Here is a 24,472-nt window from a genome sequence, read left to right on the forward strand (position 1 = left end):
CTCGAATAGGGCGGTGTCAGCCCGTACTCAGCAAGGATCGTGCCGGATTTTCCTGAAGGCCGGTGCCTCCTCGAGCGCGCGCAGCTCACGGATGACTGCATCGGCCTGCGCACGCGCGATGAGTTTTTCGACCGCGCTCTGGTCGCGCTGAGCGGCGCGGGTCGCATCGGTGGCACGCGCGACCTGATATTCCGCCGACCGGACGCGCTCGACCGCGGCGTCGGCGGACTGTTGCAGGCGTTCGCGGTAATGCGCCGACGCCCCCAGCGAGACCGCGACCGCCGTCTGTTCCACGGGAGCGACGGCGGCGGCCAGGCCGGAAATCCGGGTGGACAGCGCCTGTTCGCTGGCGGCCTTGTCGTGCGCGCGGGCTTCGTCGGCGCGGGTCAGGCCGAGCTGCAAGGTCCGGACGCGGTGGATCCGTGCCAGCGTCTTGGCGCGGGCGTCAGCCACCGAAGACACCGACCAGCTCGGCAACGGCATCGCCCAGCGACACCTTCTCGTCCGAATCCTGGCGGATATACTCCATGATCGCACCGTGGCAGGCGATCGCATTGTCGATCGCCGGGTCGGCACCCGCACGATAGGCGCCCATCAGCACGAGGTCGCGATTCTCCTCATAGGTCGCCAGATTGCGGCGCAGCACACGCGCGGCCCTGACATGCGGCGCGTCGGCGATGTCGGTCATCACGCGGCTGACCGAGGGGCCGATGTCGATCGCCGGATAGACGCCGCGCTCGGCCAGCTGGCGGCTCAGCACGATATGCCCGTCGAGGATCGAGCGCGCCGAATCGACGACCGGGTCGTTGCCGTCATCGCCGTCCGCCAGCACGGTATAGATCGCGGTGATCGACCCGCCGGTGTGGACGTCGACGCCAGCGCGCTCGATCAGGTTCGGCAGCATCGCGATGGCGGATGGCGGATAGCCCCGTGCGGAGGCGGGTTCGCCGAGCGCGAGGCCGATCTCGCGGCCGGCATGCGCGACGCGGGTCAGCGAATCCATGATCAGCAGGACCTTCTTGCCCTCGTCGCGAAACCCTTCGGCGATCGCGGTGGCGCGCAGCGCGCCGCGGATGCGGAGGACGGGCGAGTGGTTGGCGGGCACCGCGACGACGACCGAGCGCGCGCGGGCGGCACCGGCGACCTTGGTCTCGAGAAAGTCGGCGACCTCGCGGCTGCGTTCGCCGATCAGCCCGATGACGATCACGTCGGCCTGTGCGGCGCGGACGATCATGCCGAGCAGCACCGACTTGCCGACGCCCGACCCCGCCATGATGCCGACGCGCTGACCCTGGCCGATCGTCAGCAGGCCGTTGATCGCGCGTACGCCCACGTCCATCGGCTGAAGCACGCGGCCACGGTCGAGTGGCGACTGGAGCTTGCCCGCGAGCGGCCAGCGGCCGGCCCCGCGGATCGGACCGAGGCCGTCGATCGGCTTGCCCGCGCCGTCGACGACGCGACCGAGCAGTGCGGCGCCGACCTCGGCCTCTCCCGGAGGACCGATCGGCTTGACCGGCGCACGCGGCAGGAGCGCAGCGGGACCGCCGAGATTCATCATCAGCGTGCGCCCGTTGCGAAAGCCGATCACCTCCGCCTCGACGCTCGCGCTGCCCTCACCGACCTTGCACACGGTGCCGACGGGCAGGGTCAGCCCGACCGCCTCCATCAGGAGGCCGTCGAACGAGGCGAGCCGGCCCGACACCCTGGGGGCCGCGACGAAATCGGCGTTGGCGAGCGTTTCGAGATAATCGGCGGTGAAGCGGTTCAGCACTCAGGCGGCTTTCGCGGGCACCGCGACGCGATCGATCGCGCTGGCGAGCTGGTCGAGCCACATGGCAGGGCCGTCCTCGACGATCGTCGACGCGCTTTCGAGCACGAAGCTGCCGCGGGCGACATTGGGGTCGCCGGCGGCAAAGATCGACTTGGGCAGCGTGCCTTCGATCAGCGCGACGTCGTCGGGATGCAGGCGCAGCAACGCGGCCTCGGCGGAATCGGCGAGCAGTTCGGTCGCGGATTCGATCCGTCCGGCGAGCAGATCGGGCGAGATGCCGATCTCGCCGACCAGCTTGCCGACCAGCAGCAGGACGGTCTGACGAAGCTGCGTCGCGACCCGGTCGCGGTCGAGCCGGTCGGTGGCGAGCGCGGCGGCGAGCGAGGCGAGCAGCGCCTGGTCGCGCGCGGCATTCCCCTGTGCCACCGCGGCTGCGGCGGCGAGGCCCTCGGCATAGCCCGCGGCATGCGCGGCGGCGAGCGGATTGAGAAAACTCTCGGTCTCGCTGGCGGGGTCGAGCGGATCCCAGCCCTCGGTCGGATTGCTGTCCTTGTCGGCAGGACTGAAATGCTTTGGCCCAGTGGCCGGTGCGCTCGGGGTGGGCGTCGGTGTGGGTGCGGCGCCCTGCGGCGCGAACCCGGTCGCCCGGCGCGGCGCGGCGGCGACACGATCGCGGATATCGGCCGCCGCGAACCCCATCGGCGGCGCGAAGGCGTGCGCAAGCAGCTGCGCCGCGGTGTCGTGGCGCGCGGCGAAACCCGCGACGAAACCGGATGCCCCGACAAACTTAGACATAATCGTCCTCGCCTCCGCCCATCATGATCGTGCCGTCCTTGGCGAGCCCGCGTGCGGTCGCGATCATCGCCTTCTGCGCCTCGAGCACCTCGGCGAGCCGCATCGGTCCGCGCGACTCCATCTCGTCGCGAATGCCGTCGGCGGCGCGCGCCGACATGCAGCCGAGGAAGCGGTTGCGCACCGCCTCGTCGACGCCCTTGAGCGCCTTGGTGAGGATCTCGCCATCGACGTTGCGGATCAGCGTGCCCAGATTCTTGTCGTCGAGCTCGAGCAGGTTGTCGAACACGAACATCGCCTCCTCGATCGCCTTGGCGACGTCGCGGTCGATTTTGAACAATTTGGGCATGACGCGCTGCTCGGTCGCCTTGCGCGCGCCGGACAGGATCTTGGCTGCCTCGCGCGTGCCGCCCAGCGTCACGCCCTGGCCGGTCGATCCGGCGCCGGTGCGATTGGCGAGCAACGTGCGCAGCGTGTCGACTGCCTCGGGCGTGATCGGCCCGAGCCGGGCGATGCGGTGGAGGATATCGGGCTGGACCGCATCGGGCATCAGTTCGAGCACTTGGCCGCCGACTGACGCGTCGAGATTGGCGATCAGCACCGCGGCGATCTGCGGATGCTCCTTCTCGATCATCGCGGCGATCTCGCTCGCATCGAGCCAGTCGAGCAGTTCGAGTTCGCATGCCGCCTCGGCCGGGGTGATCCGTGCGAGGACGCTCTCGGCCTTTTCGCGGCCGAGCGCGCGGTTCATCACCGCCTCGATCTTGGGACGAGGGTCGAAGCCGATCGTCGTGCGCTCGCGTGCGCGGTCGACGAAATCGTCGAGCACCGTCTCGACCTCCTGCTCGGAGACATCGGCGACCTTGAACATCGCCGCGCCAAGTTGACGGACCTCCTCCGGGTCGAGCTTCTGCAGGATCGCGGCGGCTTCGTCCTCGCCCACCAGCATCATCAGCACGGCGGCACGCTCCACGCCGGTATAGGTGCGCAAGCCCTCCATCAGCGTGCGTCCGCCTTGATCATGTCGCGCACGGCGAGCGCGGCGCGGGTCGGATTGTCGCGGGTGAAGCCGCGGACCGCGCCGACCCGCTCGTCATAGCCGCGCGAACTTTCGAGCTGGTCGAGGCTGACCGGGGGGACGACGACCGGACCGGTCAGGGCCTCGGCATCCTCGCCCTCGGCACCCTCGATCGTCTGGCCGAAGGCGGGCCGCGGCGTCGCGTCCTCGCGCTTCTTCATCAGCGCCTTGGCGATCGGGCGAACACCGAGCAGCAGGACGAGCAGCGCGATGACGATCGCGGTTCCGTTGCGCGCCAGCACCGGCAGCCACGCATTGTCGTACCAGGCGGGACCGGTATCGGCGGCGGCATCGGCGCCGGCGAACTTGCGGCTGATCACCGTCACATTGTCGTTGCGCGTCTGGTCGAAGCCGACCGCGCTTTTTACGAGGTCGGTGATCTGGTTGATCTCCATCGCGGTGCGGCGCGTCTTGTCGGGATCGCGGAGCAGTACCGCGACCGACAGGCGCTTGACGCTGCCCGGGGTGGCGCGGGTCACCGACACTTCGCGGCCCAGGTCATAGGCGCGCTGATACTGGTCGGACTGCTTCATTGCGTCGGGGGCGGGGCCACCGGCGACGGGCTGCGGCATGCCGGGATTGCCGGTCGCGGGCTGCGGTGCCTGGAGCGTGCTGGCGGCGGGCGGCGTGTTGCTGAGCGCGCCGGGGATGCCGCCCGGTGTCGCCGCGCCGTCCTTCTGGTTGCCGGTCCAGTTGCCCGTCTCGGCGCGCAGAACGCCCTGCTTGTCATAGCTTTCGCGCGTCGCCTGGGTCTCGTCGAGATTGACGTCGGCCTGGACCTCGGCGGTGAAGTTGCCGGCCCCCACCAGCGGGGTCAGCAGCTGAATCAGCTGGGTGCGGTACTTGTCCTCGACGCGACGCTGGATCTCGATCCGCTTGTCGCCCGCCGCACCGACGCCGTCGACGCCGCCGGGCTTGGTCAGCAGCGCGCCCATCTGGTCGACGATCGTCACCGAATCGGGCTTCATGCCCGGTACCGACGACGCGACGAGGTTGATGATCGAGGCGACCTGTGCGTCGCTGAGCGACCGGCCGCCCTGCAGCTTCAGGATCACCGAGGCCGAGGGCGCGGCATTGTCGCGGACGAACACCGAGGCTTCGGGCGTCGCGAGATGCACGCGCGCGTCGGCGACCGCGTCGATTTCCTCGATCGACCGGGCGAGTTCGGATTCGCGCGCCTGGCGCAGGCGTTCGCCTTCCACCGCGCGGCTGACGCCCATCGGCAGCTGGTCGAGGATCGCGTAACCACCGGGTGCCGCCTTGGGCAGGCCCTGGCCGGCGAGCAGCATCCGCGCGCGCGAATAATCCTCCTCGGCAACCGTCAGTGAGCCCGTCGAATCGTCGATCCGGCTCTTGATGTTTGCGGTCGTCAGCGCGGAGGTGACCGCGGCCTTGTCGGCATCGGGCAGGTTGTTGAACAGCGTTTTCTGCGTCGGCGAGGACAGCGTCATCCACGCGAGCGCGGCGGCGGCGATCAGGCCGATCATCAGCACCATCGGCAGCGAGCGGCGTACCGCGGGCTGCGCGAAGGCGGACTCTATCTGTTTGAGCGGGTTGGCGAATTTCTCGGGGAGGCCATTGGCCGACGAAGCGGGGATGAGGGCAGTGCTCATATCATTACACCGGCATGCTCATGATGTCCTTGTAGGCGGACAGGAGTTTGTTGCGGACCTGCAGCGTCGCCTCGAACCCGACCGACGCCTGCTGGCGCGCGAGCATCACTTTGGCGATGTCGACGGTCTCGCCGCGCTCATAGCTTTCGCTAAGCTTGGCGGCCTGGGTCTGGCCCTCGTTCACGCTCTTCAGCGCGGTTTCCATCGTGTCGCCAAAGCTGACGGGTTTCGTCTCGGTCGGCGCGATGGTCGGGGCGGTCTGGCTGGCACGCGCGAGTGCCTGGTTGCGCTCGAGGATCTGCGAGCGCAGCGCCATGACGCGGTCGACGCTCATCGCGCCGCCGCCGATTCCGCTCACGCCGCTCATGCCGACATCACCCGGGCGAAGTCCTCACCCTGTTCGCGCGCCTTGGCGAGGCGGTAGCGCAGCGTGCGTTCCGAGATGCCGAGCCGGCGCGCGGTCTCGATCCGGCTGCCGCCGCATGCTTTCAGCGTCTCGCGGATCGCGGCGAATTCGCTCATCTGGACGATGGTGCCCAACGTGTCGGTCTGCGGTTCGGCGGGCGTCTCGGCAACGGGCACGAGCGGTTCGGCGATGGGCGCGACGACCGGCGCGGGGCGCGGAGCGAAGGTCATCGTCACCGGGCGATCGAACAGGATATGGCTCGCCTCGATCGTGTCGCCGCCGCAGAACAGCAGCGCGCGCTGGATCACGTTCTCGAGCTCGCGGACATTGCCCGGCCAGTCGTGCAGCATCAGCGCCTCGATCGCCGCGCGCGACGGCCAGGGGATGACGTTGCGGTTGCCGGCATGACGCAGGATCATCGTCGCGGCGAGCGCAGGGATATCCTGCGGCCGCTCGGCGAGCGACTTGGTGGTCAGCGGGAACACCGCGAGCCGGTAATAGAGATCGGCGCGGAACCGGCCTGCGGCGACCTCGCCCTGCAGGTCGCGGTTGGCGCAGGCGATGACGCGGACGTCGATCGGCTGCGGCACGGTCGCGCCGAGCGGCACGACCTCGCGCTCCTGCAGAACGCGGAGCAGCTTGGCTTGGAGCGTCAGCGGCATCTCGGCAATCTCGTCGAGCAGGATCGTGCCGCCGTTCGCGGCGCGGAAAAAGCCTTCGCCGCCCGACGACGCGCCGGTGAACGCACCCTTCTGATGCCCGAACAGCATCGCCTCGAGCATCGACTCGGGGAGGGCGGCGCAGTTGATCGCGATGAACGGGCCGGCCTTGCGCGGCGAACCATTGTGGATCGCGCGGGCCAGCACTTCCTTGCCGGTGCCGGTCGGGCCGTTGATCAGCACGGTGATGTCGGCAGCGGCAACGCGCTCGGCCAGTGCGAGCAGTGCGAGCGATTCGGGGTCGGCGGCGGTCGGCATGTCGGGCCCGCCGATCAGCGCGCGGGCAAAGCCGTTGCCGACCGCGGTATCCTCGGCGGCAAAGCCGATCCGCGCGGGCGCGCCGTTGCGCGACGGGGTGACGCTGCGGCCTTCCGAACCGATCACGACGGTGCGCGCGGGGTAGGCGACGGCCTCGCCCTCGGCGACGAGGAACAGGTCGTTCGCGCCCGGCTGTGCGGTGTCGAGCGATCCGATCCCGAAGCCCTGCGCACGCAGGGACGAGACGAGCGCATATTTGCGCGCCGTGACGGCAGCGGATGGAAAGATCGAGCGCATGAAGTCCCCCTGTGACGATTCGGGAATGCGGCCTTGAGGGTAAAGGCGCGGTTAAATCGTGCCGCGTCGCGGCAAACTATTTCCGGGCGCGTTCGCGCGCGCGTGTACGGGAGCGCGCCACGCCGGTGCGCGAGGGGCGGATTTTTTTCCCTAAAGCCCGGCGCAGGCCGGCCGTTACCCATCCTGACGGCTCGGTCCTTCGCCACGGGGGCGGCGGGGTAGCCGGCAAAATGGAGTTTAATCATGACTGTTATCGGGACCAACGTAGCCTCGCTGCGCGCCGCCAACGCTTCGACCACCGCCAATTCGGCGCTGTCGACGGCGATGGAGCGTCTGTCGACCGGCAAGCGCATCAATTCGGCCAAGGACGACGCCGCTGGCATGGCGATTTCGACGTCAATGACCTCGCAGATCAAGGGCATGAACCAAGGCATCCGCAACGCTAATGACGGTATCGCCATGGCGCAGACCGCCGATGGCGCGCTCGCAGAAGTCACTAACATGGTCCAGCGCGTCCGCGAATTAGCAACCCAGGCTGCCTCGGGCACGTATAGTGCAGACGACCGTACAAACATGCAGATCGAAGTCGACAACCTGACCACGCAGGTCGGCAAAATCGTGACCGATACGAAGTTTAACGGTGTCGCATTGTTCGGTACGGCTGGCGCTGGCGCGACGACCAAGATCCAGACCGGAGCAAACGCGGCTGACACCGTCAACCTCGTCGTCGACGACCTGACGGACTTTGCAACGCTGACGGTCGACATCTCCGACGCGGACGGCACCAAGGCAAATGCGGCCCTGACTGTACTCGACGGTAATCTGAAGACGCTTAACTCGGTTCGCGCCGGCCTTGGTGCCGCGCAGAGCCAGTTGCAGTCGTCGGTGAACAATACGACGTCGAACGTGACCAACCTGTCGGACGCTCGCAGCCGTATCGAGGACGCTGACTTCTCGGCCGAGACGCAGGCGCTCGCCAAGGCACAGATCCTGAGCCAGGCGTCGACCGCGATGCTGAGCCAGGCGAACCAGAGCCAGCAGGGCGTTCTGAAGCTGCTTCAGTAATCCGATCCCGGCGCCGGCACCGCCCCCCTTATGGGTGTCGGCGCCAGTCGGATCGCCCCCCAGTAACGGGGCGCAATGGACCCCGGTGGCCTCATGGCCGCCGGGGTTTTGTGCGTTGGGATGGCGGCGGGTCGGCTCGCGCGAGGGTTGGCGTGCGCTATTTCGCAATGGCGATCGGAGAGGCGGCGCGCATCCGCGCGGCAGCGGAATGATTCGCGGGCAACACATCATCCGCAACGTTCATACGCTCTATCCTCCCCCGCCAGGGGGAGGATGATGGGTAGGTCAGACCTTGCGGGCGAGCGCGCGTTTCAGTTTCGCGTGCGCGGACGCCTTGATCTGGCAGACGCGGGCGGCGCCGATGTCGAAGACCGCGCCGATTTCCTCGAGGTTCATTTCCTCGACATAATAGAGCTGGATCACCTGCGCCTCGCGCTCGGGCAGTGCGGTGATCGCGGCGATCAGCGTGTCGCGCAGGTCGCTGTCGGCGAGCTGTTCGAACGCGTCGGGGGTGTCGTCGGCGAACCACGGCATGTCGTCGGCATAGACCTCGTCGATCGAATCGAACCGGATCGCGTCCGCGGTCACATAGTCGCTGCGCAGCTTGTCGATGCTGACGCCGATATGCTGGGCGATCATGGCGTCTCCGGGGGACTTGCCCGTTTGGGCGGTGAGCGTGGAAATGGCGTCGGCATATTGGCGGCGACGGCGCATCGCACCGCGCGTCGTCGTCGCCTGACGGCGCAGTTCGTCGATCATCGCGCCACGCAGGCGGGTCGCGACATAGGCCTTGAACGGCGTACCACGCTCCTCGAACCCGGCCGCGGCCTCGACCAGCGCGACGAGCCCGACCTGCACCAGATCCTCGACCTCGACGATGCTGCTCATGCTGCCGTGGACATGCCAAGCGATCCGGCGGACCATGGCGAGATGCTGTTTGACGAGCTGGTCGGGGTCGCCGCCGGGGCGTTGCTGGGGACGATAGGTGAGGGGCCCCGTCGGGATTTCATCGGCGCGCGCGGGGCGGGCCTTGTCGAACGCCGCGGCCATCGGTTCGGCGCTCATGCGGCCAGTGCCTGCTGCGGTGCGCCGATGACCGCGACGACCTCGACCGCCTTGTCCTCAGGCACTTCGAAGAACGACATGACCGGGGTATCAGGCAGGCAGGTCCGGACCAGCTTGCGGATCGCGAGGCGGATCGCGGGCTGGACGACGAGTGCGAACGGCTTGGCCTCGGCGATCAGCGGCTGCGCGGCATTTTGCAGCGCTTCGACGATGCGGCGGCCGAGATCGGGTTCGATGACGTGGCGGCGCGACTGGTCGGCGCGCATCGCCTGGCCGAGCAGCCCTTCGAGATGCCCCTCGAGCGTCATCACGCGGAGCGGCTCCCGCATCCCGCACAGCTTCTGGATGATCAGCGCGCCGAGACGCGGGCGGATCAGTTCGATGATCTCCTCGGCATCCTGGCTGCGCTGGGCGGCGACCGCGATCGCGGCGGCGATGCTGCGGAATTCCTTCAGCGGGATGTTCTCGGCGAGTAGGCCCTTCAGGACTTGGGTCAACGTGGTGATCGGGATCGGCGCGAGCGCGGTGACGAGTTGTGCCGCCCGCTCCTTCAGCCCGTCGAGCAGCGCCTGGACCTCGTCGGGGCCGAGCAGATCGGACGCGGTCTGGCCGAGCAGGTGATTGAGATGCGTCGCGACCACGGTGCCGGGATCGACGACGAGATAGCCCGCGCCGGTCGCCGCATCCGCGTCCGCGGTCGAGATCCAGGTCGCGTCGAGCCCGAAAGTCGGATCCTTGGTGATCTTGCCGATCAGCGAGCCGAACGCCTGTCCGGTGTCGAGCGCGAGCATGTCGTCGGGCGACACGGTGTCCTCGCCGACGACGACGCCGTTGACGATGATGCGGTAGACATAGGGGGCAAGGTTGATGTCGTCGCGGACGCGGACCTGCGGCACGACGAAGCCCAGTTCCTTCGACAGCTGGCGGCGGACACCGGTGATGCGGCCCATCAGCGGCGATCCGCGGCGGTCGTCGACCAGCGACACGAGGCCGTAGCCAATGTCGAGATTGACCTGCATGCCGTCGGTGACTTCGTCCCAGCCGATCTTCGACTGGTCGATCGCCTCGACGGGGGCGATGACGACGGGGGCGGGGCGGCGCTCGATCTGGCGCAGCTTCCACGCGGCGAACCCGGCGATCGCGGCGGCGGGCAGGATCACCATGTGCGGCATGCCGGGCAGGACGCCGAGCAGCGCGAGGATGACCGCGACCGGCGTCCAGGTGCGGGGGCTACCGAACTGTCCGCCGATCTGGCCGGCGAGATCCTTGTCCGAGGTGACGCGCGTGACGATCGACGCCGCGGCGATCGACAGCATCAGCGAGGGCAGCTGCGCGACGAGCGCGTCGCCGATCGCGAGCAGGATGTAGTTGTGTGCGGCGTCGGCGATCGACATGCCGTGGCTGACTGGCCCCAGGATCAGCCCGCCGATGATGTTGGCGGCGAGGATCAGCATGGCAGCGACCGCGTCGCCCTTCACGAACTTCGACGAGCCATCCATCGAGCCGTAGAAATCGGCCTCGGTCGACACCTCGATACGGCGCGCCTTCGCCTCGTCGGGGGTAATCAGGCCGGCGTTCAGGTCGGCGTCGATCGCCATCTGCTTGCCGGGCAGCGCGTCGAGCGTGAAGCGCGCGCTGACTTCGGAGACGCGGCCCGCACCCTTGGTGACGACGATCATGTTGATGATCATCAGGATCGCGAAGACGAAGATGCCGACGACGTAGTCGCCGCCGATCAGGAAGGTGCCGAACGCCTCGATGACGTGACCCGCTGCGCTCTCGCCCTCATGGCCGTGGACGAGCACGATGCGCGTCGAGGCGACGTTGAGGCCGAGGCGGAACAGCGTGGCGAACAGCAGCACGGTCGGGAAGGCGGAGAAGTCGAGCGGCTTCTGCGCGTTCAAGGCGACCATCAGCACGGCAAGGCTGATCGCGATGTTCGCGACGAAGAAGATGTCTAGCATGAATGCCGGGATCGGCACGACCATGACGAGCACAAGCATCAGGATCGCGAGCGGCAGGACCGATGCACGGGCGTTGGAGAGCAGGCGGTTCATGGCTTAGCCACCCATCTTGGCGAGCATGAGATAGGCGAGCCGCGCGGTGTCGGGCGTCGGCCGCAACAGGCTGGCCGAGGTCTGGCCCGCATTGAAGCCGGCGTTCCGGGTGCCGAACCGGCCCATCGTCGACGTCGCCCAGGCGAGCGCGTCCTCGGCGCTTTCGTTGTTGCCGGTGACGACCGTGCTGCCGTCCATGTCGAGCGCCTGCGCGGCGAACTGGACCGAACCGGTCGTGGCCGAACCGGTCGCGCCCGCGGCGGCGGCGCCGAGCTTCGTCGAGAACCGCTCGTAGATTGCCGACAGCGAGCGCGGCGTACCGTTGGACTCGTAGAAGACGCCGCGATTGGCGCGCGCGGCGGAAGGAAACAGCGCGGCGCCGCTCGCGTCGGGATTGGCCTGCATCGTCGTCAGGAACTTCGACGCGCCGCCGAGCCCCAGGAAATGCGCCATGTACAGATCGGTACCGGTCGCTGTGCGGCCGAGCTTGCCCTCGAGCGCGTCCTTGTTGTCCGACGCATGTTCGGCCGCCATCATCGAGGCGGCGGCGGGATCGTTGCGCAGCGCGAGAATCGCCTGACGCGTGCCCGCATCCGCAACGCCCAGATGCCCGCCCGACGACTGGCCGATGCTGTCGGCTGCCCAGCCCAGGCCGTGCTCCGCGCCGTGCTTCTTGACGACCGCGAGCCAGCTCTGTTCGATGAACTGGTACAGACCCGACGCGCTTGACGTGCCCGCCTTGGCATTGGCGTTAAGCCCGCTTTCGAGCTTCGCCTGGCCGAGCAGATAGTCGAAATCCACGCCCGTCTTGCTGCTTGCAAGCGCGATCGCGGACTGGATCCGGCCGGTAGTGATAGGATTGACGGTCATCCCGCGAGTAATGTCCCTGTTTCAGGACACTACACAGCAAGGGGCGTGCCAGATCTTGCCCGGCCGCGCGGATCAGGCGTAGGCCGCACCCATGCGCGGGCGATAGCCGGCAATGCCGCCCTCGCCGGTCAAGGTTTGCAGGCGGCGGCGGACATTTGCCGCCATCAGGTTGGTATAGATGCGGCAGGTTTCGTTGAGGCGGTTCGCCTCGTCCGCCAGCTCGCGCAGTTCGGGACCGGCGGGACCGGTGCCGAGCGTTGCGACCGCATTGATGCCGTCGAGCTTTTGCGTCGTCGCGCGCTCCAAGCCGGCGACATCGTTGGACTTCAGCGCCGCGATCTCGGCATGCAGCGCGTCGATCACGCGCACCAGGGCGTCACGCCGGGTCATTCGGTGCCCATTCCAGTTTGAAGGCGAGGAGCCGGTCGGCGATCGTCGCGGGCAGGATCGGGAAGGTGCCGTTGGCGACCGCCTTCTTGACCGCGGCCACGCGCGCTTCGTTGATCGGGGCGGCGGCGGCCATCGTCCGTGCGAGCGCAATCGACGAGGTTGCCGAGGGTTCGGCCTCGACCGCACGGTCGGGCGCCTGCGCCAGAGGCTGGGCGGACGGCTGAACAGGCGTCGTCGCGGCGATGCGCGCGACGCTGCGCTCGCCTCCCGTCAACGGCTTCGAGCCGATCGATTCCACCATGTCTGCACCCTCTGGTTCTTGCTGACAGAGGGAGAAACGGCCGGCGCGCGAAAAGCTTTAACAAAATTAATTCGTCCAGCCGGGCAGCGTCGCGCGGCCGCTGGCGACCGCGATCGCCTGGACCGGCGTGCGGGTGTCGTCGACCTTGACCATGAAGCGTACGCCGGGGGCGGCATCGGCCAGCGCGACGCCCTCGCGACTGATCGAAAAGCCGTCGGTGCCAGCCTCGATCACGATCGGATCGCCGCGGCGGATGACGGGGGCGGCCTTCACGACCGGCGCATAGGCCGCACGGGTCGTGGCCGGCGTCGCGCCGGGGGCGGAGGCCGGGCGGATGACGGGGACGAAGATGCGCCAGGCGGGGCCGGCACAGGCGACGACCACCGCGTCATGCGCTTCGGTCCGCCACGACATCGCGACGGTCGGGCACGTCGCGAGCCGCAACCGCGAATCGACCGTCGTCCGCGCACCACCCTCGGCACCGATCGGCCGGCCGGTGAATGCCGAGACCGCGCGATCGAGCGCGGGGATATCCTGGAAGCCGGCGGACGGCGCACCGGCAGCGATCATCAACAGGGCGAGCATCATGAGGGGGTCCTTGGCGGTTCGCCGACAAAGGCTTGGGTGACGATGGCGGCGCGGCGGCCGGTGGTCGGCGAGGTCGCGAGCGTCACGCGGCCGGGGGCGACATGGGCGATCGCGGCCGCGACCGCGCGGGCACGGTCCGAAGCGAGGATCGCCGCGCTGCGCGTGACGGGGTCGACATCGCCGCGCGAGCCGTCGACCGATCCGGTGACGGTGATCTGGACGCGCGGGTCCTGCACCGCGTCGCGCGCCCATGCCGCCAGCGTATCGGGTGACGTCGGCAGCACAGCCGAACCGACCGCGAAGTCGAGCATCCCGGCAGCGGCAACGGGCAGGGCCGTGGGTTGGGCCACTGCACGTGGCGCGGAAGGGGCGAGCGATCTCGACGGTGCGGTGTCGGCCGGTACCGTCGCAGGTGAACCGAAGCCCTCGCGCAATCCGGCTGCCAGCGCCCGGGGCGCGAGGGGACGGTCGCTGGCGGTCTGCGTAGCCTGCAGGAGTACGAAGAAGCCGACGAGCAGCAAGGCGAGATCGGCGAGCGTAATCAGCCAGAGCGGACGCCCGGGCTGCGGCTCGGGATAGTCGCCGACCGTCATGCGACGCTCATCAACGGTGCGCGCGGGGCCTCGCGCGCGGCGAGCGCGACCAGTGGTTCCTCGATCCGCGCGCGTTCGAAGGCTTCGTTGCGGCCCTGTGCGCGCAGGCGGTTGGCGACCGGCATGAAGACGAGGTTGGCGAGCAGCGCGCCATAGAGCGTCGCGAGCAGCGCGATCGCCATCGCGCCGCCAATCGCGGTCGGATCGCTCATCGTCGCGAACATTTGGGCGAGCCCGATCAGCGTGCCGACCATACCCATCGCGGGCGCCAGTTCGGCGGCGCCTGCCCAGACCTCGGCAGCGGCGATGTGGCGTTCGATCCGCGCATGACGGCGATGCCGGATCAGCAGCGCCACGTCGCTGGCGGTCGCGCCGTCGACGATCGCCGCGATACCGGCGGCGATGTCGGGATCGGCAATGACCGTGCGGTCGAGCGCCATCGCGCCGTGGCGCTGGGCGATGCGGCCGAGCGCGACGATCTGCTGGAGCAGGGCATCGCCGTCGAGCCGGGCGCGGCCGAGCGTCTTCAGCGCCGCGATCGCGCGGACCAGATCGCGCAGCGGTGTCCGCAGGGCGACGCCGAGGATCGTGCCGCCGCCGACGATGGCGAGGGCAGCAGGGTCGAGCAGATGGGCGAGCGTGATCATGTCTCGCAAATCGTTGCAAGGGCCGGGCCAGTTCGCGATCCCATGGTGAGCGGGACTCGCGCGGGCCGGTGGTTTGCAGGCTGCGCGACGGGTCGGCACCACGCCTGCCGGCGCGCTTGCCGCCACCTCTGCCGGGGCGGCAAGGCGTTGCCGGCCGGGTTGCCGCGCGCTTGCCGCCGGGCGGCAAAGCGGCATCATCCGGTCGACGAGAGCGAACTGGCACGGCGATTGCTTCGGAAGGCTTGCGCAATTCAGCGCGGGAGTTCGGTCCAGTGTCAGGTGACTCGCTGTTCGGCGTTCATGGTGCGGCCCTCGAGGTGCGATCGCAGCGCATGGGGGTGCTCGCGTCGAACATCGCCAATGCCTCGACCCCCGGCTTCAAGGCGCGCGACATCGACTTCAAGTCGGCGCTCGCGTCGCTCGAGACGGACGGCGCCGGCGGGCTCGACGCGGCGACCAAATACCGTGTGCCGACGCAGACCTCGATGGACGGCAACACCGTCGAGCTGAACCAGGAGCAGACCGCGTTCGCCGAGAATGCGGTGCAGTACCAGACCACGCTGTCGTTCCTGAACGGGCGGATCAGCCAGGTCACCCGCGCGCTGAAGGGGGACTAAGCGATGGCCAATGCGCCGATGACGATTTTCCAGGTCGCGGGCCGCGCGATGTCCGCGCAGCTGTTGCGGATGAACACCACCGCGTCGAACCTCGCCAATGCGGGCGGCGTCGCGGGGTCTGCGGAGGCTGCGTACAAGACGATGAAGCCGGTGTTCCGCACCAGCTTCGACGCCGCCAGCGGCATGTCGACGGTCGATGTCGAGAAGGTCGTCACCGCCGGCGAGGCCCCCGCCAAGCGCTACGATCCGAACAATCCGATGGCCGACAAGGATGGCAACATCTTCGAGGCGGCGGTCGATGAAACCCGCGAGCTGGTCGACATGATGGAGACCGCGCGCAGCTACCAGAACAACGTCGAGGTGATGCAGACTGCGAAGTCGCTGATCATCGATACCCTCAAGCTAGGCCGCTGATCATGGCAAGTTCCTTCGACTCCACGCTTTCGAACCTCGGCATCACGCGCGCGACGACCGCCGCGACGACGACCACGGCATCCAATTCGACGACCCTCAACCAGTCCGACTTCCTGAAGCTGATGACCGCGCAGATGCAGAATCAGGACCCGTTCAACCCGGTCGACAACACCCAGATGGTCGCACAGATGGCGCAATTCTCGAGCCTCGCCGGTATTTCCGAGATGAGCACGACGATGAAGTCGATCGCCGACAAGCTGAACGTGACCAGCGCCAGCGATGCGATGGCCTATGTCGGCAAGACCGTGCTGACCGCAGGCGACACGGCCTATGGTCGGACCAGTGGCGGAGTGGCCGGCGGGATCGAGCTCGGCGCCGCGGCGAGCAACGTCAACGTCACGATCACCGATGCCAATGGCGGCGTGCTGAAGACCATGTCGCTCGGCAGCGCCGACAAGGGCACCGTGAACTACGACTGGGACGGCAAGACCGCGACCGGCGAGGATGCCGGGACGGGGCCGTTCAAGGTCATCGTCAACGCTCAGAATAATGGCACGACCGTTGCATCACAGAACCTTGTCTGGGCGCCGGTCCAGTCGGTTTCGACGACGACCGGTGCCGCCATCCTCACGCTGCCGGGCCTCGGTGAGGTCCCCGTTACCGCGGTTCGCCAGATCGGCTGATCGCCCGCTGCTTGCCAGAATTCCAGGAGTAACCCGATGTCCTTCTATACCTCGCTTTCCGGCCTCCAGGCCTCGCAGACCGAAATGTCGACGATCTCGCACAACCTCGCGAACGTCTCGACCAACGGTTTCAAGAAGAGCCGTACCGAATTCGCCGACGTGATCGCGTCGAGCGTGTCGCTGAACCCTGCGCAGCAGATCGGCTCGGGCACCGTGGTGCAGGGCAATCGGCAGCAGTTCAGCCAGGGCAATCTCATCCAGTCGGCCAACGCGCTCGATCTCGCCGTGTCGGGCGACGGCTTCTTCGTGGTCAAGCCGAGCACGACGTCGCTCAACGTCAACTATACGCGCAATGGCGGCTTCCTGGTCGATGCCGATCGCTATGTGGTCGATTCGAACGGCAGCCATCTTCAGGTCTATCCGGTCGACGGGTCGGGCAAGGTCGTCGCATCGGGGCTCGATTCCGCGGTCAGCCTCCAGCTTCCCGCCACCAGCGGCAAGGCGGTCCCGACCGCGAACGTGTCGATGTCGCTGAACCTCAGTGCCAATGCCGCGATCCCGGCGACGAAGACGTTCGACCGGTTCGACCCGACCAGCTACAACCAGTCGGCGCAGACGACGATCTACGACGCGAGCGGCAACGCGCAGACGCTGACCAATTATTTCAAGCGCACGACGACGCCCGATGCCGCCAACGGCAATACGAGTAGCTGGGAAGTGTTCAGCTATGTCGGCGACAAGCCGATGACCACCAGCGGTGCGGCAAGCGTCGAGCTGGACTTCGACACCACCGGCAAGCTGACCGCACCGACCACTGCGGTCGCGTTCGACCCGTTCACCACTGCAGGCAGCAGCACGACGCAGCAGTTCGGCTTCACCTTCGGGCTCGACACCACGCAATTGGCATCGGCGTTCAACGTCGCCGCGCGCGCGCAGGACGGCAAGGCGGTCGGCCAGATCCAGGGCGTGACGATCGACGAGTCCGGCATCGTCAAGGCGAGCTTCTCGAACGGCGACACGCAGGCACTCGGCCAGGTGATGCTCGCCAACTTCTCGAACCCCGAGGGTCTGCGCCAGCTCGGCAGCAGCTACTGGTCGGCGACCGGCATCTCGGGCGAGGCCAAGCTCGGCATCGCCGACGTCAACGGCTTCGGCAAGCTGATGTCGGGGACGATCGAGCGCTCGAACGTCGACATCACGGAAGAGCTCGTCTCGCTGATCGCGGCACAGCGCAACTTCCAGGCGAACTCGAAGGCCTTGGATACCGCGAGCCAGATCTCGCAGACCATCTTCAACATCCGCAGCTGATCCAGGGCGCGGACGGAGAACCCTGAATGGACAAGCTGGTCTACACCGCGGCGACGGGACTGCGCGCGCACATGGCGGCGCAGTCGGCGATCGCCAACAACATGGCGAACGCGTCGACCACCGGATTCCGCGCCGACCGCGTGGTGTTCGACCGGATCGACCTGAAGGGTGGCGGCCAGCAGTTCGAGGCGCGTGCGCCGACGTCGGAGGAAGTGACCGACGCCGACCGTGCGCCGGGAGCGATCCAGACTACGGGGCGGCCGCTCGACGTTGCGGTCACCGGCGCGACCGCATGGCTCGCTGTGCAGGCGTCGGACGGCTCCGAAGCCTATACGCGGCGCGGCGACCTGGAGATCGCGCCGTCGGGCGTGCTCCAGACCGGCGACGGTTTTCCGGTGATGGGATCGGGCGGGCCGATCACGATCCCACCCTATGACACGCTTTCGATCGCGGGCGACGGGACGATCTCGATCGTGCCGCAGGGTGGCGATGCGAATGCGCCGCAGGTGATCGACAAGCTGAAGCTGGCCGACACCAAGGGGTCGGACACGGTCAAGGGGCTCGACAATCTGCTGCGTGTGCGCGGTGGCGGCGTGCTGCCCGAGGATCTCGATGCGAAGGTGCAGGGCGGGGCGATCGAGGGATCGAACGTCAACATGACGCAGGCATTGGTCGACATGATCGAGAATCAGCGCAGCTACGAGGTCCAGGCCAACATGCTGAAGTCCGCCAAGGACATGGATGAAAGCGGTGCATCACTGATGCGCCTGCCGAGCTAAGGAAGGATTAGGCCATGAGCAGTTCCGCCATGCATATCGCGCGTACCGGGCTCGACGCCCAGGATACGCGCATGCGGGTCATTTCGAACAACCTCGCCAACGTGAACACGACGGGGTTCAAGAAGGACCGCGCCGCGTTCGAGACGCTGGCGTACCAGGTCGTGACCGCGCCGGGCGCGCAGTCGACGTCGGAGACCAAATACGCGACCGGGCTCAACCTCGGCACCGGCGTCCGGATCCAGGGCACGGCGCGGATCGATACGCAGGGGTCGATGCAGACGACGGGCAACAGCCTCGACCTCGCGCTCGATGGCGACGGCTATTTTCAGGTGCAGATGCCCGGCGGCACGCTCGGCTACACCCGCGCGGGCAATTTCTCGCGCAGCCCCGAGGGGCTGATGGTGACCAGCGAGGGTTATCAGGTGATGCCCGGCATCACCGTGCCCGAGGGGACGACCAACATCACGATCGGCCAGGACGGTACCGTCTCGGCGACGATCCCCGGCCAGTCGGAAGCGCAGCAGATCGGCCAGATCCAGGTCGCAAGCTTCGCCAATGGTGCCGGGCTGCAGGCGACCGGCGACAATTACCTGGTCGAGACCGCTGCGTCGGGCGCCGCCAATCTGGGCGTTGCCGGGCAGGACGGCCGCGGTCGCGTGCGGCAGGGGATGCTCGAGGCGTCGAACGTCAACGTCGTCGAGGAGCTGGTCGACATGATCGAGACGCAGCGTGCGTATGAGGTCAATTCGAAGATGATCTCGGCGACCGACGACATGCTGAAATACGTCAACCAGAACATCTGATCGCAGGGCGCATCATGGCATTTCCGATTTCCTCGCACCGCGCCTTCGCGGTCCTGCTTGCCGCGAGCGCGACGCTCGCGCCGCTGTCGGCGCAGGCCAGGCTGTTCGGCAAGAAGGCGCCGGTCGAGGACTTCACCGTCGCACGGCCGCTGCCCGTGCCGGTGGCGTCGCCCGCGACCGGATCGATCTTCCAGGCGCAGGACGGCTATGCTGCGCTGTATGAGGGCTGGCGGGCGCGCAAGGTCGGTGACCCGCTGACGATCGTGCTGGTCGAGCGCACCGCGGCGTCGAAATCCTCGGGCTCGAAGCTCGACAGCAGCGGCTCGGCAAGCATCACGCCGCCGACGACGGGCGCGCTGAACCTGTTCAACCGCGCCGATGCAACGATCAGCGGCGGGCGCAACTTCAACGGCGCGGGCGCCGCCGACCAGGCGAACTCGCTGTCGGGCGAAGTCAGCGTGACGGTCGCCGAAGTCTATCCCAACGGCACGATGCTCGTGCAGGGGCAGAAGCGCGTGACGCTCAACCGCGGCGACGAGTTCCTGAAGATCAAGGGGCTGGTGCGTACCGCCGATGTCGACCGCGACAACCGCGTGCTGTCGACGCGGGTCGCCGATGCGCAGATCTCGTACACCGGCAAGGGTGATGTCGCCCGTGCCGGCCGCCAGGGGTGGCTCAGCCGCTTCTTCTCCGTCGTCAGCCCTTTCTGAGGCCGTGACCATGCGCTTCCTGCTCGCCCTTTTCGCCGCGCTCCTGATCGCTGCACCGGCGTCCGCCGACCGGATCAAGGATCTGGGCGGGTTCCAGGGGATCCGGTCGAACCAGCTGACCGGCTACGGCATCGTCGTCGGGCTGCCCGGCACGGGCGACGACAATCTGGAATATACCGTCCAGTCGCTGAAAGCGGTCGCGTCGCGCTTCGGGCTGCAGCTGCCGCCCAACGCCAATCCGGGGATGAAGAACGCCGCGGTGGTGATGATCACCGCCGAACTGCCGCCCTTCGCCAAGCCCGGCCAGCGGCTCGACATCACCGTCGCGTCGATGGGCAAGGCCAAGAGCCTGCGCGGCGGCAGCCTGATCATGACGCCGCTGCTCGGCGCGGATAACCAGATCTATGCGATGGCGCAGGGCAATCTCGCGGTCGGCGGGCTCGGCGCGGAAGGTGCGGATGGCTCCAAGATCGTCGTCAACATCCCCTCGACCGGGCGCATCCCCGAGGGCGCGACGGTCGAACGGGCGGTTGCGACCGGGTTCGACAGCGCGCCGATGCTGACCTTCAACCTTGCGCGCGCCGATTTCACCACCGCGCAGAACGTCGCGGGCGCGATCAATTCGAAGCTCGGCTTCGGCAGCGCACAGGCGATCGACGCGGTTTCGGTCGCGGTCCGCGCGCCGGTCGGTGCGGACGTTCGTGCGACCCTGATGTCGACGATCGAGAATCTCGACGTGGTCTCCGCCGAGCCCTCGGCAAAAGTAATCGTAAATGCGCGCACCGGTACGGTCGTTATAAACTCCGCGGTGCGCGTGGGGCCTGCCGCGGTGACGCATGGGAAGCTGACGGTGCGGATCGACGAGAAGCCACAGGTAAGCCAGCCCGCGCCGTTCAGCCAGGGCCAGACCGTCGTCACGCCGAACAGCGCGGTCGCGGTCGAGGAGGAGCGTCGCCCGATGTTCCTGCTGAACCCGGGGCCCCGGCTTGCCGACATCGTCAAGGCGGTGAACGCGATCGGCGCGTCGCCCGCCGATCTGGTCGCCATCCTCGAGGCGTTGAAAGAGGCCGGCGCGCTCAAGGCCGAGTTGATCGTCCTGTGAGCCCGATCGCAGCGCCCGGCCCGATCGATGCGGGCGGCATCTCGACCGATACGAGCCGGCTCAAGTCGAACGACAATCTCGACAAGGCAGGCAAGAAGTTCGAGGCGGTCTTCACGGGCATGATGCTGAAGAGCATGCGCCAGGCGAAATTGAGCGATTCGCTGTTCGAATCCAAGGCGCTCGATACCTTTACCGAGATGCAGGACGCCCGCGTCGCGCAGACGATGGCCGAGCACACGCCGCTCGGCATCGGCAAGGCGATGACCGATTTCCTCGCCAAATCGCAATCCGATCTTAACCCCGGCGCGGCAGAGCCGTCGCCATGAGCGACCTCCTGTCGATCGGCGCGTCGGGCGTGCGGGCGTATCAGACCGCGCTGAACACCGTGTCCGAGAACATCGCGAACACCGGCACCGCGGGTTATACCCGGCGGACGACGAATCTCGGCCAGGTGACCTCGATCGGCAGTGGCATCAATGCGAGCGTCGCGACGGGCAGCAACGGCGTCACCGTCACCGGCATCTCACGCTCAGCCGACACGTTCCGCTCGCTCGCGGTCCGCAACGCCGGGTCGGATCTTGCCAGGACGGAGACCGCGGCGGCCTGGCTCGGGCGGATCGAGACGTCGCTGACCGACAACAAGCTTGGCGATCGTCTCACCAGCTTCTTTTCCGCCGCGCAGACCTTGTCGGCGGACCCGACCTCGGTCCCGGCGCGATCGGTGATGCTCGAATCCGCGACCAGCGCGGCCGCGGCGTTCACCGCGACGGGCAAGGCGCTCGACACCGCGGCGGCCGATCTCGACACCGCGACGCGCCAGGCGACGCAGACGCTCAATTCGTTCGGCACCGCGCTCGCCAAGGTCAATGACGGCATCGCGCGTAGCCAGAAGGGGTCGACCAACGCCGCGCAGCTCGGCGACCAGCGCGACCAGTTGCTCGAGCAGATGAGCACGATCACCGATATCAGTACGGAGTTCGACGATCTCGGCCGTGCGACGGTGCGGCTGGGCGGCGCGAGCGGCCCGGTATTCGTGGCGGGACCCGATGCGGGCAATGTCAGCTATCTGAAGAATGACGAGGGCGCGGTCGGGTTCGTCGTGCAGCGGACGGGCACGACATCGGCGGTGACGCCGTCGGGCGGCGCGCTGGCCGGCTATGCCGAGGGCGCGCAGAAGATCGTCGCGGCGCGCGACACGCTGAACGGCATCGCGACCGATTTCACCACGCAGGTCAACACCATCCAGGCGCAGGGGCGCGATCTCGACGGCAAGGCGGGCGCGGCGCTGTTCAAGACCGGCGACACGCCGACCAGCATCACCGTCGCGCTGACCGACCCGCGCGGCATTGCCGCGGCGGGCGCGACCGGCGGCGCGCGCGATGCGTCGAACCTGGCCGCGCTGCTCGCGACGCGCGACCCGACGACGGGCAGCGAACAGCGGCTGACCAACATTATCACCAGCAATGCGGCGTCGCTGGAGCAGCGCAAGCTGGTCGGCGATGCGCAGGGCGCGATCCGCGACGGCGCGGTGACCGCACGCGATTCGGGCAGCGGTGTCGACCTCGACAGCGAGGCGGTCGACCTGCTCCGCTTCCAGCAGGCCTATCAGGCGTCGAGCCGCGTCATCCAGACCGCGCGCGATATCCTCCAGACCATCCTCGAGATCCGGTAGGCCTTATGCAGATCGCGACCAGCCTGTTCTACGACCGCTCGGCCAAGGCGATGAATACGCTGTCGAAGCAGGCGGACGCGTTGCAGACGCAGATCTCGTCCGGCATCAAATTCACCGCGCCGTCGTCCGACAGCGCCGCCTATCAGCGGCTGGCGGGGCTCGCGCGCGATGCCGTCGACGACAAGGCCTATGCCGCGAACCTGACGACCGCCGCATCGGTGCTGAAACAGTCGGACACCACGCTCAGCGCGATCACCGCGCAGTTGCAGCGCGTGTCCGAACTCACGGTGCAGGCGCGCAACGGCACGCTGAGCGGCGATGCGCGCAAGGCGATCGGTGTCGAAATTGCGGGGATCGTCGATACGATCGCGAGTCTTGCGAACGTGAAGGACCTGCGCGGCCAGCCGATCTTCGGCGGCGCGGACGGCGGGCCCGCGGCGGTGAAGCAGGCCGATGGCAGCTATGCGCTGGCGACGACCAGTGTCTCGCCGATCCCGGTCGGCGACGGCGCGAGCGTGCAGGCGAACGAATCGGCGTCGCGCGTGCTGCGCGCCGACGGCAAGGACACGTTGGCGGTATTGAGCGCGATCGCGACCGCGCTCCAGGCCGAAAGCTATGATCCCGCCTCGCTCGATACCGCGCTCGACGATCTGTCGGCGGCGTCGGAACAGGTGTCGTCGATCCAGGCGTCGCTCGGTGCGCGCGCGTCGCGGGTCGATCTCGAAACCGCCCGGCTGAAGGACGTCGCGGTCGACCGCGAGGACACCCGCCAGTCGATCGAGGGCACCGACATCACGACGGCGATCACCGAATTGCAGAAGACGATGACGATCCTGTCGGCGACTCAGGCGAGCTTCTCGAAGCTCAGCGCGCTGTCGCTGTTCGATTATCTTCGCTGAGCGCATTTATAGGACGGATCGGGCGGGTCCGGTAACCGGATGGCTACGAAATCCGGTTAATCCTCCGGTGACAGGGCCGGCGTTCCGGGCTTTGGGGGAATTTCCAGCACCATGTTTCCGATTATCGGCATCGTCGTTTTGCTCGTCATGGTGTTCGGCGGCTTCGCGTTCACCGGCGGGGCGCTCGGCCCCGTGCTTGAGGCGATCCCGCACGAGATGCTCATCATCGGCGGTGCCGCCGCCGGCGCGCTGATCATCGGCAATTCGGGCAAGGAGCTGAAAGGGCTCGGCGGCGGGCTGATGAAGGTGTTCAAGGGCCCGAAATACAAGAAGCAGGATTATCTCGACGTCATCTTTCTCGTCAGCAAGCTGATGAAGATGCTGCGCGTCGACGGGCCGATCGCGCTCGAGCCGCATGTCGAGGATCCCAATTCCTCCGCGGTGTTCGCCGAATACCCCAAGCTGCTGAAGGATCACGCGCTGATCAACCTGATCGCCGACACGCTGCGCCTCGTCGTGGTGTCGAGCGGTACACTCGACGTGCACGCGGTCGAGGAGGTGATGGACCAGTCGATCAAGACGCATCATCATGAGGAGGAAAGTGCGCACGGCACGCTGACCAGCCTCGCCGACGCGCTGCCCGCGCTCGGTATCGTCGCGGCGGTGCTCGGCGTGGTGAAGACGATGGGATCGATCGACAAGCCGCCGTCGGTGCTCGGCTCGATGATCGGGTCGGCGCTGGTCGGCACGTTCATGGGCGTGCTGCTGGCCTATGGCATGGTCGCGCCGCTGGCGAACCGGCTGAAGCAGGTGCTCGACGCGGACGCCTCGATCTACGGCGTGGTGAAGCAGATCATCATCGCCTCGCTCCACGGCCACCCGCAGCCGCTGGTGATCGAGGCGGCGCGCTCGGGGATCGCGCATCGCAACCAGCCGGGCTTCGCGGAAGTCTTTGACGGGCTGCGCGGGAAGTAG

The 24,472-nt window shown here is 67.8% G+C and carries 28 protein-coding genes; 13 read left to right on the plus strand and 15 right to left on the minus strand.

Features of this window, described 5'->3' with window-relative positions; translation table 11 throughout:
* Positions 1 to 27 precede the first annotated feature (27 nt).
* From IFT71_RS11925 to IFT71_RS11955, 7 genes are read right to left on the minus strand one after another with little or no spacing between them, the layout of a single operon-like run.
* Positions 28 to 453, minus strand: a complete 426-nt coding sequence (locus IFT71_RS11925) for a hypothetical protein (protein WP_342212643.1) — start codon at positions 451 to 453, stop codon at positions 28 to 30.
* The gene (locus IFT71_RS11930; RefSeq protein WP_192099143.1) at positions 446 to 1,771 is read right to left on the minus strand and encodes a FliI/YscN family ATPase; all 1,326 of its coding nucleotides are present in this window, start codon (positions 1,769 to 1,771) and stop codon (positions 446 to 448) included. Before IFT71_RS11930 ends, IFT71_RS11925 begins: the two co-directional genes overlap by 8 nt.
* Positions 1,772 to 2,566 carry a FliH/SctL family protein gene (locus tag IFT71_RS11935; RefSeq protein ID WP_192141003.1) on the minus strand — a complete coding sequence of 265 codons (795 nt, stop codon included), beginning with the start codon at positions 2,564 to 2,566 and terminating at the stop codon, positions 1,772 to 1,774.
* Positions 2,559 to 3,563: a flagellar motor switch protein FliG gene (gene fliG / locus IFT71_RS11940; protein ID WP_192141005.1), complete on the minus strand. Its 1,005-nt coding sequence runs from the start codon at positions 3,561 to 3,563 to the stop codon at positions 2,559 to 2,561. Before fliG ends, IFT71_RS11935 begins: the two co-directional genes overlap by 8 nt.
* Positions 3,563 to 5,254 carry a flagellar basal-body MS-ring/collar protein FliF gene (gene fliF / locus IFT71_RS11945; protein WP_192141007.1) on the minus strand — a complete coding sequence of 564 codons (1,692 nt, stop codon included), beginning with the start codon at positions 5,252 to 5,254 and terminating at the stop codon, positions 3,563 to 3,565. The genes fliG and fliF overlap by 1 nt, the downstream gene beginning before the upstream one ends.
* 4 nt (positions 5,255 to 5,258) lie before the next feature.
* Positions 5,259 to 5,621 (minus strand): flagellar hook-basal body complex protein FliE, encoded by a 363-nt coding sequence (gene fliE, locus IFT71_RS11950; protein WP_037530804.1) that lies wholly within the window; start codon positions 5,619 to 5,621, stop codon positions 5,259 to 5,261.
* Entirely contained in the window at positions 5,618 to 6,934 is a 1,317-nt protein-coding gene (locus tag IFT71_RS11955; RefSeq protein WP_192141009.1) for a sigma-54 interaction domain-containing protein, read from the minus strand. Before IFT71_RS11955 ends, fliE begins: the two co-directional genes overlap by 4 nt.
* A gap of 243 nt (positions 6,935 to 7,177) precedes the next feature.
* Between IFT71_RS11955 and IFT71_RS11960 the strand changes: the two genes are divergently transcribed.
* Positions 7,178 to 7,999 carry a flagellin N-terminal helical domain-containing protein gene (locus IFT71_RS11960; protein ID WP_107931241.1) on the plus strand — a complete coding sequence of 274 codons (822 nt, stop codon included), beginning with the start codon at positions 7,178 to 7,180 and terminating at the stop codon, positions 7,997 to 7,999.
* Positions 8,000 to 8,284: 285 nt separating this feature from the next.
* On the opposite strand, the gene IFT71_RS11965 is transcribed toward IFT71_RS11960, so the two are convergent.
* From IFT71_RS11965 to IFT71_RS12000, 8 genes are all read right to left on the minus strand, one after another.
* Positions 8,285 to 9,064: a FliA/WhiG family RNA polymerase sigma factor gene (locus tag IFT71_RS11965; RefSeq protein WP_192141011.1), complete on the minus strand. Its 780-nt coding sequence runs from the start codon at positions 9,062 to 9,064 to the stop codon at positions 8,285 to 8,287.
* Positions 9,061 to 11,121, minus strand: coding sequence for a flagellar biosynthesis protein FlhA (gene flhA, locus IFT71_RS11970; protein WP_192141013.1), 2,061 nt, complete (start codon positions 11,119 to 11,121; stop codon positions 9,061 to 9,063). Before flhA ends, IFT71_RS11965 begins: the two co-directional genes overlap by 4 nt.
* A 3-nt stretch (positions 11,122 to 11,124) precedes the next feature.
* Positions 11,125 to 11,991 carry a lytic transglycosylase domain-containing protein gene (locus IFT71_RS11975; RefSeq protein ID WP_166746670.1) on the minus strand — a complete coding sequence of 289 codons (867 nt, stop codon included), beginning with the start codon at positions 11,989 to 11,991 and terminating at the stop codon, positions 11,125 to 11,127.
* A 72-nt stretch (positions 11,992 to 12,063) separates the two neighbouring features.
* Entirely contained in the window at positions 12,064 to 12,381 is a 318-nt protein-coding gene (locus tag IFT71_RS11980) for a hypothetical protein (RefSeq protein ID WP_031394268.1), read from the minus strand.
* The gene (flgM, locus tag IFT71_RS11985; protein WP_031394267.1) at positions 12,368 to 12,682 is read right to left on the minus strand and encodes a flagellar biosynthesis anti-sigma factor FlgM; all 315 of its coding nucleotides are present in this window, start codon (positions 12,680 to 12,682) and stop codon (positions 12,368 to 12,370) included. The genes IFT71_RS11980 and flgM overlap by 14 nt, the downstream gene beginning before the upstream one ends.
* A 66-nt stretch (positions 12,683 to 12,748) precedes the next feature.
* On the minus strand, positions 12,749 to 13,270 hold the full coding sequence (locus IFT71_RS11990; RefSeq protein WP_342212644.1) for a flagella basal body P-ring formation protein FlgA: 522 nt from the start codon (positions 13,268 to 13,270) through the stop codon (positions 12,749 to 12,751).
* Positions 13,267 to 13,863, minus strand: coding sequence for a flagellar motor protein MotB (locus IFT71_RS11995; protein WP_192141015.1), 597 nt, complete (start codon positions 13,861 to 13,863; stop codon positions 13,267 to 13,269). Before IFT71_RS11995 ends, IFT71_RS11990 begins: the two co-directional genes overlap by 4 nt.
* Positions 13,860 to 14,510 (minus strand): motility protein A, encoded by a 651-nt coding sequence (locus tag IFT71_RS12000; RefSeq protein WP_192141017.1) that lies wholly within the window; start codon positions 14,508 to 14,510, stop codon positions 13,860 to 13,862. The genes IFT71_RS11995 and IFT71_RS12000 overlap by 4 nt, the downstream gene beginning before the upstream one ends.
* A 272-nt stretch (positions 14,511 to 14,782) precedes the next feature.
* Here IFT71_RS12000 and IFT71_RS12005 point away from each other — a divergent pair, with 272 nt between their 5' ends.
* The 12 genes from IFT71_RS12005 to motA all read left to right on the plus strand — a co-directional run bounded on the left by IFT71_RS12005 (position 14,783) and on the right by motA (position 24,472).
* Positions 14,783 to 15,127 (plus strand): flagellar basal body rod protein FlgB, encoded by a 345-nt coding sequence (locus tag IFT71_RS12005; protein ID WP_056409678.1) that lies wholly within the window; start codon positions 14,783 to 14,785, stop codon positions 15,125 to 15,127.
* Between the two features lie 3 nt (positions 15,128 to 15,130).
* Entirely contained in the window at positions 15,131 to 15,541 is a 411-nt protein-coding gene (flgC, locus tag IFT71_RS12010) for a flagellar basal body rod protein FlgC (RefSeq protein ID WP_031394680.1), read from the plus strand.
* Between the two features lie 2 nt (positions 15,542 to 15,543).
* Positions 15,544 to 16,224, plus strand: a complete 681-nt coding sequence (locus IFT71_RS12015; RefSeq protein ID WP_192141019.1) for a flagellar hook assembly protein FlgD — start codon at positions 15,544 to 15,546, stop codon at positions 16,222 to 16,224.
* Positions 16,225 to 16,260: 36 nt separating this feature from the next.
* Positions 16,261 to 17,532 carry a flagellar hook protein FlgE gene (locus tag IFT71_RS12020; protein ID WP_056409681.1) on the plus strand — a complete coding sequence of 424 codons (1,272 nt, stop codon included), beginning with the start codon at positions 16,261 to 16,263 and terminating at the stop codon, positions 17,530 to 17,532.
* Between the two features lie 26 nt (positions 17,533 to 17,558).
* Entirely contained in the window at positions 17,559 to 18,311 is a 753-nt protein-coding gene (locus tag IFT71_RS12025) for a flagellar basal body rod protein FlgF (RefSeq protein ID WP_031394683.1), read from the plus strand.
* A gap of 14 nt (positions 18,312 to 18,325) precedes the next feature.
* Complete coding sequence (gene flgG / locus IFT71_RS12030) at positions 18,326 to 19,114, plus strand: flagellar basal-body rod protein FlgG (RefSeq protein WP_031394684.1); 789 nt, start codon at positions 18,326 to 18,328, stop codon at positions 19,112 to 19,114.
* Positions 19,115 to 19,128: 14 nt separating this feature from the next.
* Positions 19,129 to 19,824, plus strand: a complete 696-nt coding sequence (locus tag IFT71_RS12035; RefSeq protein ID WP_192141020.1) for a flagellar basal body L-ring protein FlgH — start codon at positions 19,129 to 19,131, stop codon at positions 19,822 to 19,824.
* Positions 19,825 to 19,834: 10 nt separating this feature from the next.
* Positions 19,835 to 20,926 (plus strand): flagellar basal body P-ring protein FlgI, encoded by a 1,092-nt coding sequence (locus IFT71_RS12040; protein ID WP_192141021.1) that lies wholly within the window; start codon positions 19,835 to 19,837, stop codon positions 20,924 to 20,926.
* On the plus strand, positions 20,923 to 21,252 hold the full coding sequence (locus IFT71_RS12045; protein WP_031440261.1) for a rod-binding protein: 330 nt from the start codon (positions 20,923 to 20,925) through the stop codon (positions 21,250 to 21,252). The genes IFT71_RS12040 and IFT71_RS12045 overlap by 4 nt, the downstream gene beginning before the upstream one ends.
* Complete coding sequence (flgK, locus tag IFT71_RS12050; protein WP_192141022.1) at positions 21,249 to 22,598, plus strand: flagellar hook-associated protein FlgK; 1,350 nt, start codon at positions 21,249 to 21,251, stop codon at positions 22,596 to 22,598. The genes IFT71_RS12045 and flgK overlap by 4 nt, the downstream gene beginning before the upstream one ends.
* A 5-nt stretch (positions 22,599 to 22,603) precedes the next feature.
* Entirely contained in the window at positions 22,604 to 23,497 is an 894-nt protein-coding gene (locus tag IFT71_RS12055; protein WP_192141023.1) for a flagellin N-terminal helical domain-containing protein, read from the plus strand.
* Positions 23,498 to 23,608: 111 nt separating this feature from the next.
* Positions 23,609 to 24,472, plus strand: coding sequence for a flagellar motor stator protein MotA (motA, locus tag IFT71_RS12060; protein WP_031394196.1), 864 nt, complete (start codon positions 23,609 to 23,611; stop codon positions 24,470 to 24,472).

It is taken from the genome of Sphingomonas sp. CFBP 13733 (genome assembly GCF_014841795.1).
Taxonomy (GTDB): domain Bacteria; phylum Pseudomonadota; class Alphaproteobacteria; order Sphingomonadales; family Sphingomonadaceae; genus Sphingomonas; species Sphingomonas aerolata.

Coding starts and splice junctions, on each gene's coding strand:
- IFT71_RS12020 (WP_056409681.1), top strand. CDS start 16,261: ATGTCCTTCTATACCTCGCTTTCCGGCCTCCAGGCCTCGCAGACCGAA.
- IFT71_RS12055 (WP_192141023.1), top strand. CDS start 22,604: ATGCAGATCGCGACCAGCCTGTTCTACGACCGCTCGGCCAAGGCGATG.
- IFT71_RS12025 (WP_031394683.1), top strand. CDS start 17,559: ATGGACAAGCTGGTCTACACCGCGGCGACGGGACTGCGCGCGCACATG.
- flgM (WP_031394267.1), bottom strand. CDS start 12,682: ATGGTGGAATCGATCGGCTCGAAGCCGTTGACGGGAGGCGAGCGCAGC.
- IFT71_RS12015 (WP_192141019.1), top strand. CDS start 15,544: ATGGCAAGTTCCTTCGACTCCACGCTTTCGAACCTCGGCATCACGCGC.
- IFT71_RS11980 (WP_031394268.1), bottom strand. CDS start 12,381: ATGACCCGGCGTGACGCCCTGGTGCGCGTGATCGACGCGCTGCATGCC.
- flgC (WP_031394680.1), top strand. CDS start 15,131: ATGGCCAATGCGCCGATGACGATTTTCCAGGTCGCGGGCCGCGCGATG.
- IFT71_RS11965 (WP_192141011.1), bottom strand. CDS start 9,064: ATGAGCGCCGAACCGATGGCCGCGGCGTTCGACAAGGCCCGCCCCGCG.
- IFT71_RS12000 (WP_192141017.1), bottom strand. CDS start 14,510: ATGATCACGCTCGCCCATCTGCTCGACCCTGCTGCCCTCGCCATCGTC.
- IFT71_RS11975 (WP_166746670.1), bottom strand. CDS start 11,991: ATGACCGTCAATCCTATCACTACCGGCCGGATCCAGTCCGCGATCGCG.
- fliG (WP_192141005.1), bottom strand. CDS start 3,563: ATGGAGGGCTTGCGCACCTATACCGGCGTGGAGCGTGCCGCCGTGCTG.
- IFT71_RS12035 (WP_192141020.1), top strand. CDS start 19,129: ATGGCATTTCCGATTTCCTCGCACCGCGCCTTCGCGGTCCTGCTTGCC.
- IFT71_RS11955 (WP_192141009.1), bottom strand. CDS start 6,934: ATGCGCTCGATCTTTCCATCCGCTGCCGTCACGGCGCGCAAATATGCG.
- flhA (WP_192141013.1), bottom strand. CDS start 11,121: ATGAACCGCCTGCTCTCCAACGCCCGTGCATCGGTCCTGCCGCTCGCG.
- IFT71_RS11990 (WP_342212644.1), bottom strand. CDS start 13,270: ATGATGCTCGCCCTGTTGATGATCGCTGCCGGTGCGCCGTCCGCCGGC.
- IFT71_RS11995 (WP_192141015.1), bottom strand. CDS start 13,863: ATGACGGTCGGCGACTATCCCGAGCCGCAGCCCGGGCGTCCGCTCTGG.
- flgK (WP_192141022.1), top strand. CDS start 21,249: ATGAGCGACCTCCTGTCGATCGGCGCGTCGGGCGTGCGGGCGTATCAG.
- fliF (WP_192141007.1), bottom strand. CDS start 5,254: ATGAGCACTGCCCTCATCCCCGCTTCGTCGGCCAATGGCCTCCCCGAG.
- fliE (WP_037530804.1), bottom strand. CDS start 5,621: ATGAGCGGCGTGAGCGGAATCGGCGGCGGCGCGATGAGCGTCGACCGC.
- IFT71_RS11960 (WP_107931241.1), top strand. CDS start 7,178: ATGACTGTTATCGGGACCAACGTAGCCTCGCTGCGCGCCGCCAACGCT.
- IFT71_RS11935 (WP_192141003.1), bottom strand. CDS start 2,566: ATGTCTAAGTTTGTCGGGGCATCCGGTTTCGTCGCGGGTTTCGCCGCG.
- motA (WP_031394196.1), top strand. CDS start 23,609: ATGTTTCCGATTATCGGCATCGTCGTTTTGCTCGTCATGGTGTTCGGC.
- IFT71_RS12040 (WP_192141021.1), top strand. CDS start 19,835: ATGCGCTTCCTGCTCGCCCTTTTCGCCGCGCTCCTGATCGCTGCACCG.
- flgG (WP_031394684.1), top strand. CDS start 18,326: ATGAGCAGTTCCGCCATGCATATCGCGCGTACCGGGCTCGACGCCCAG.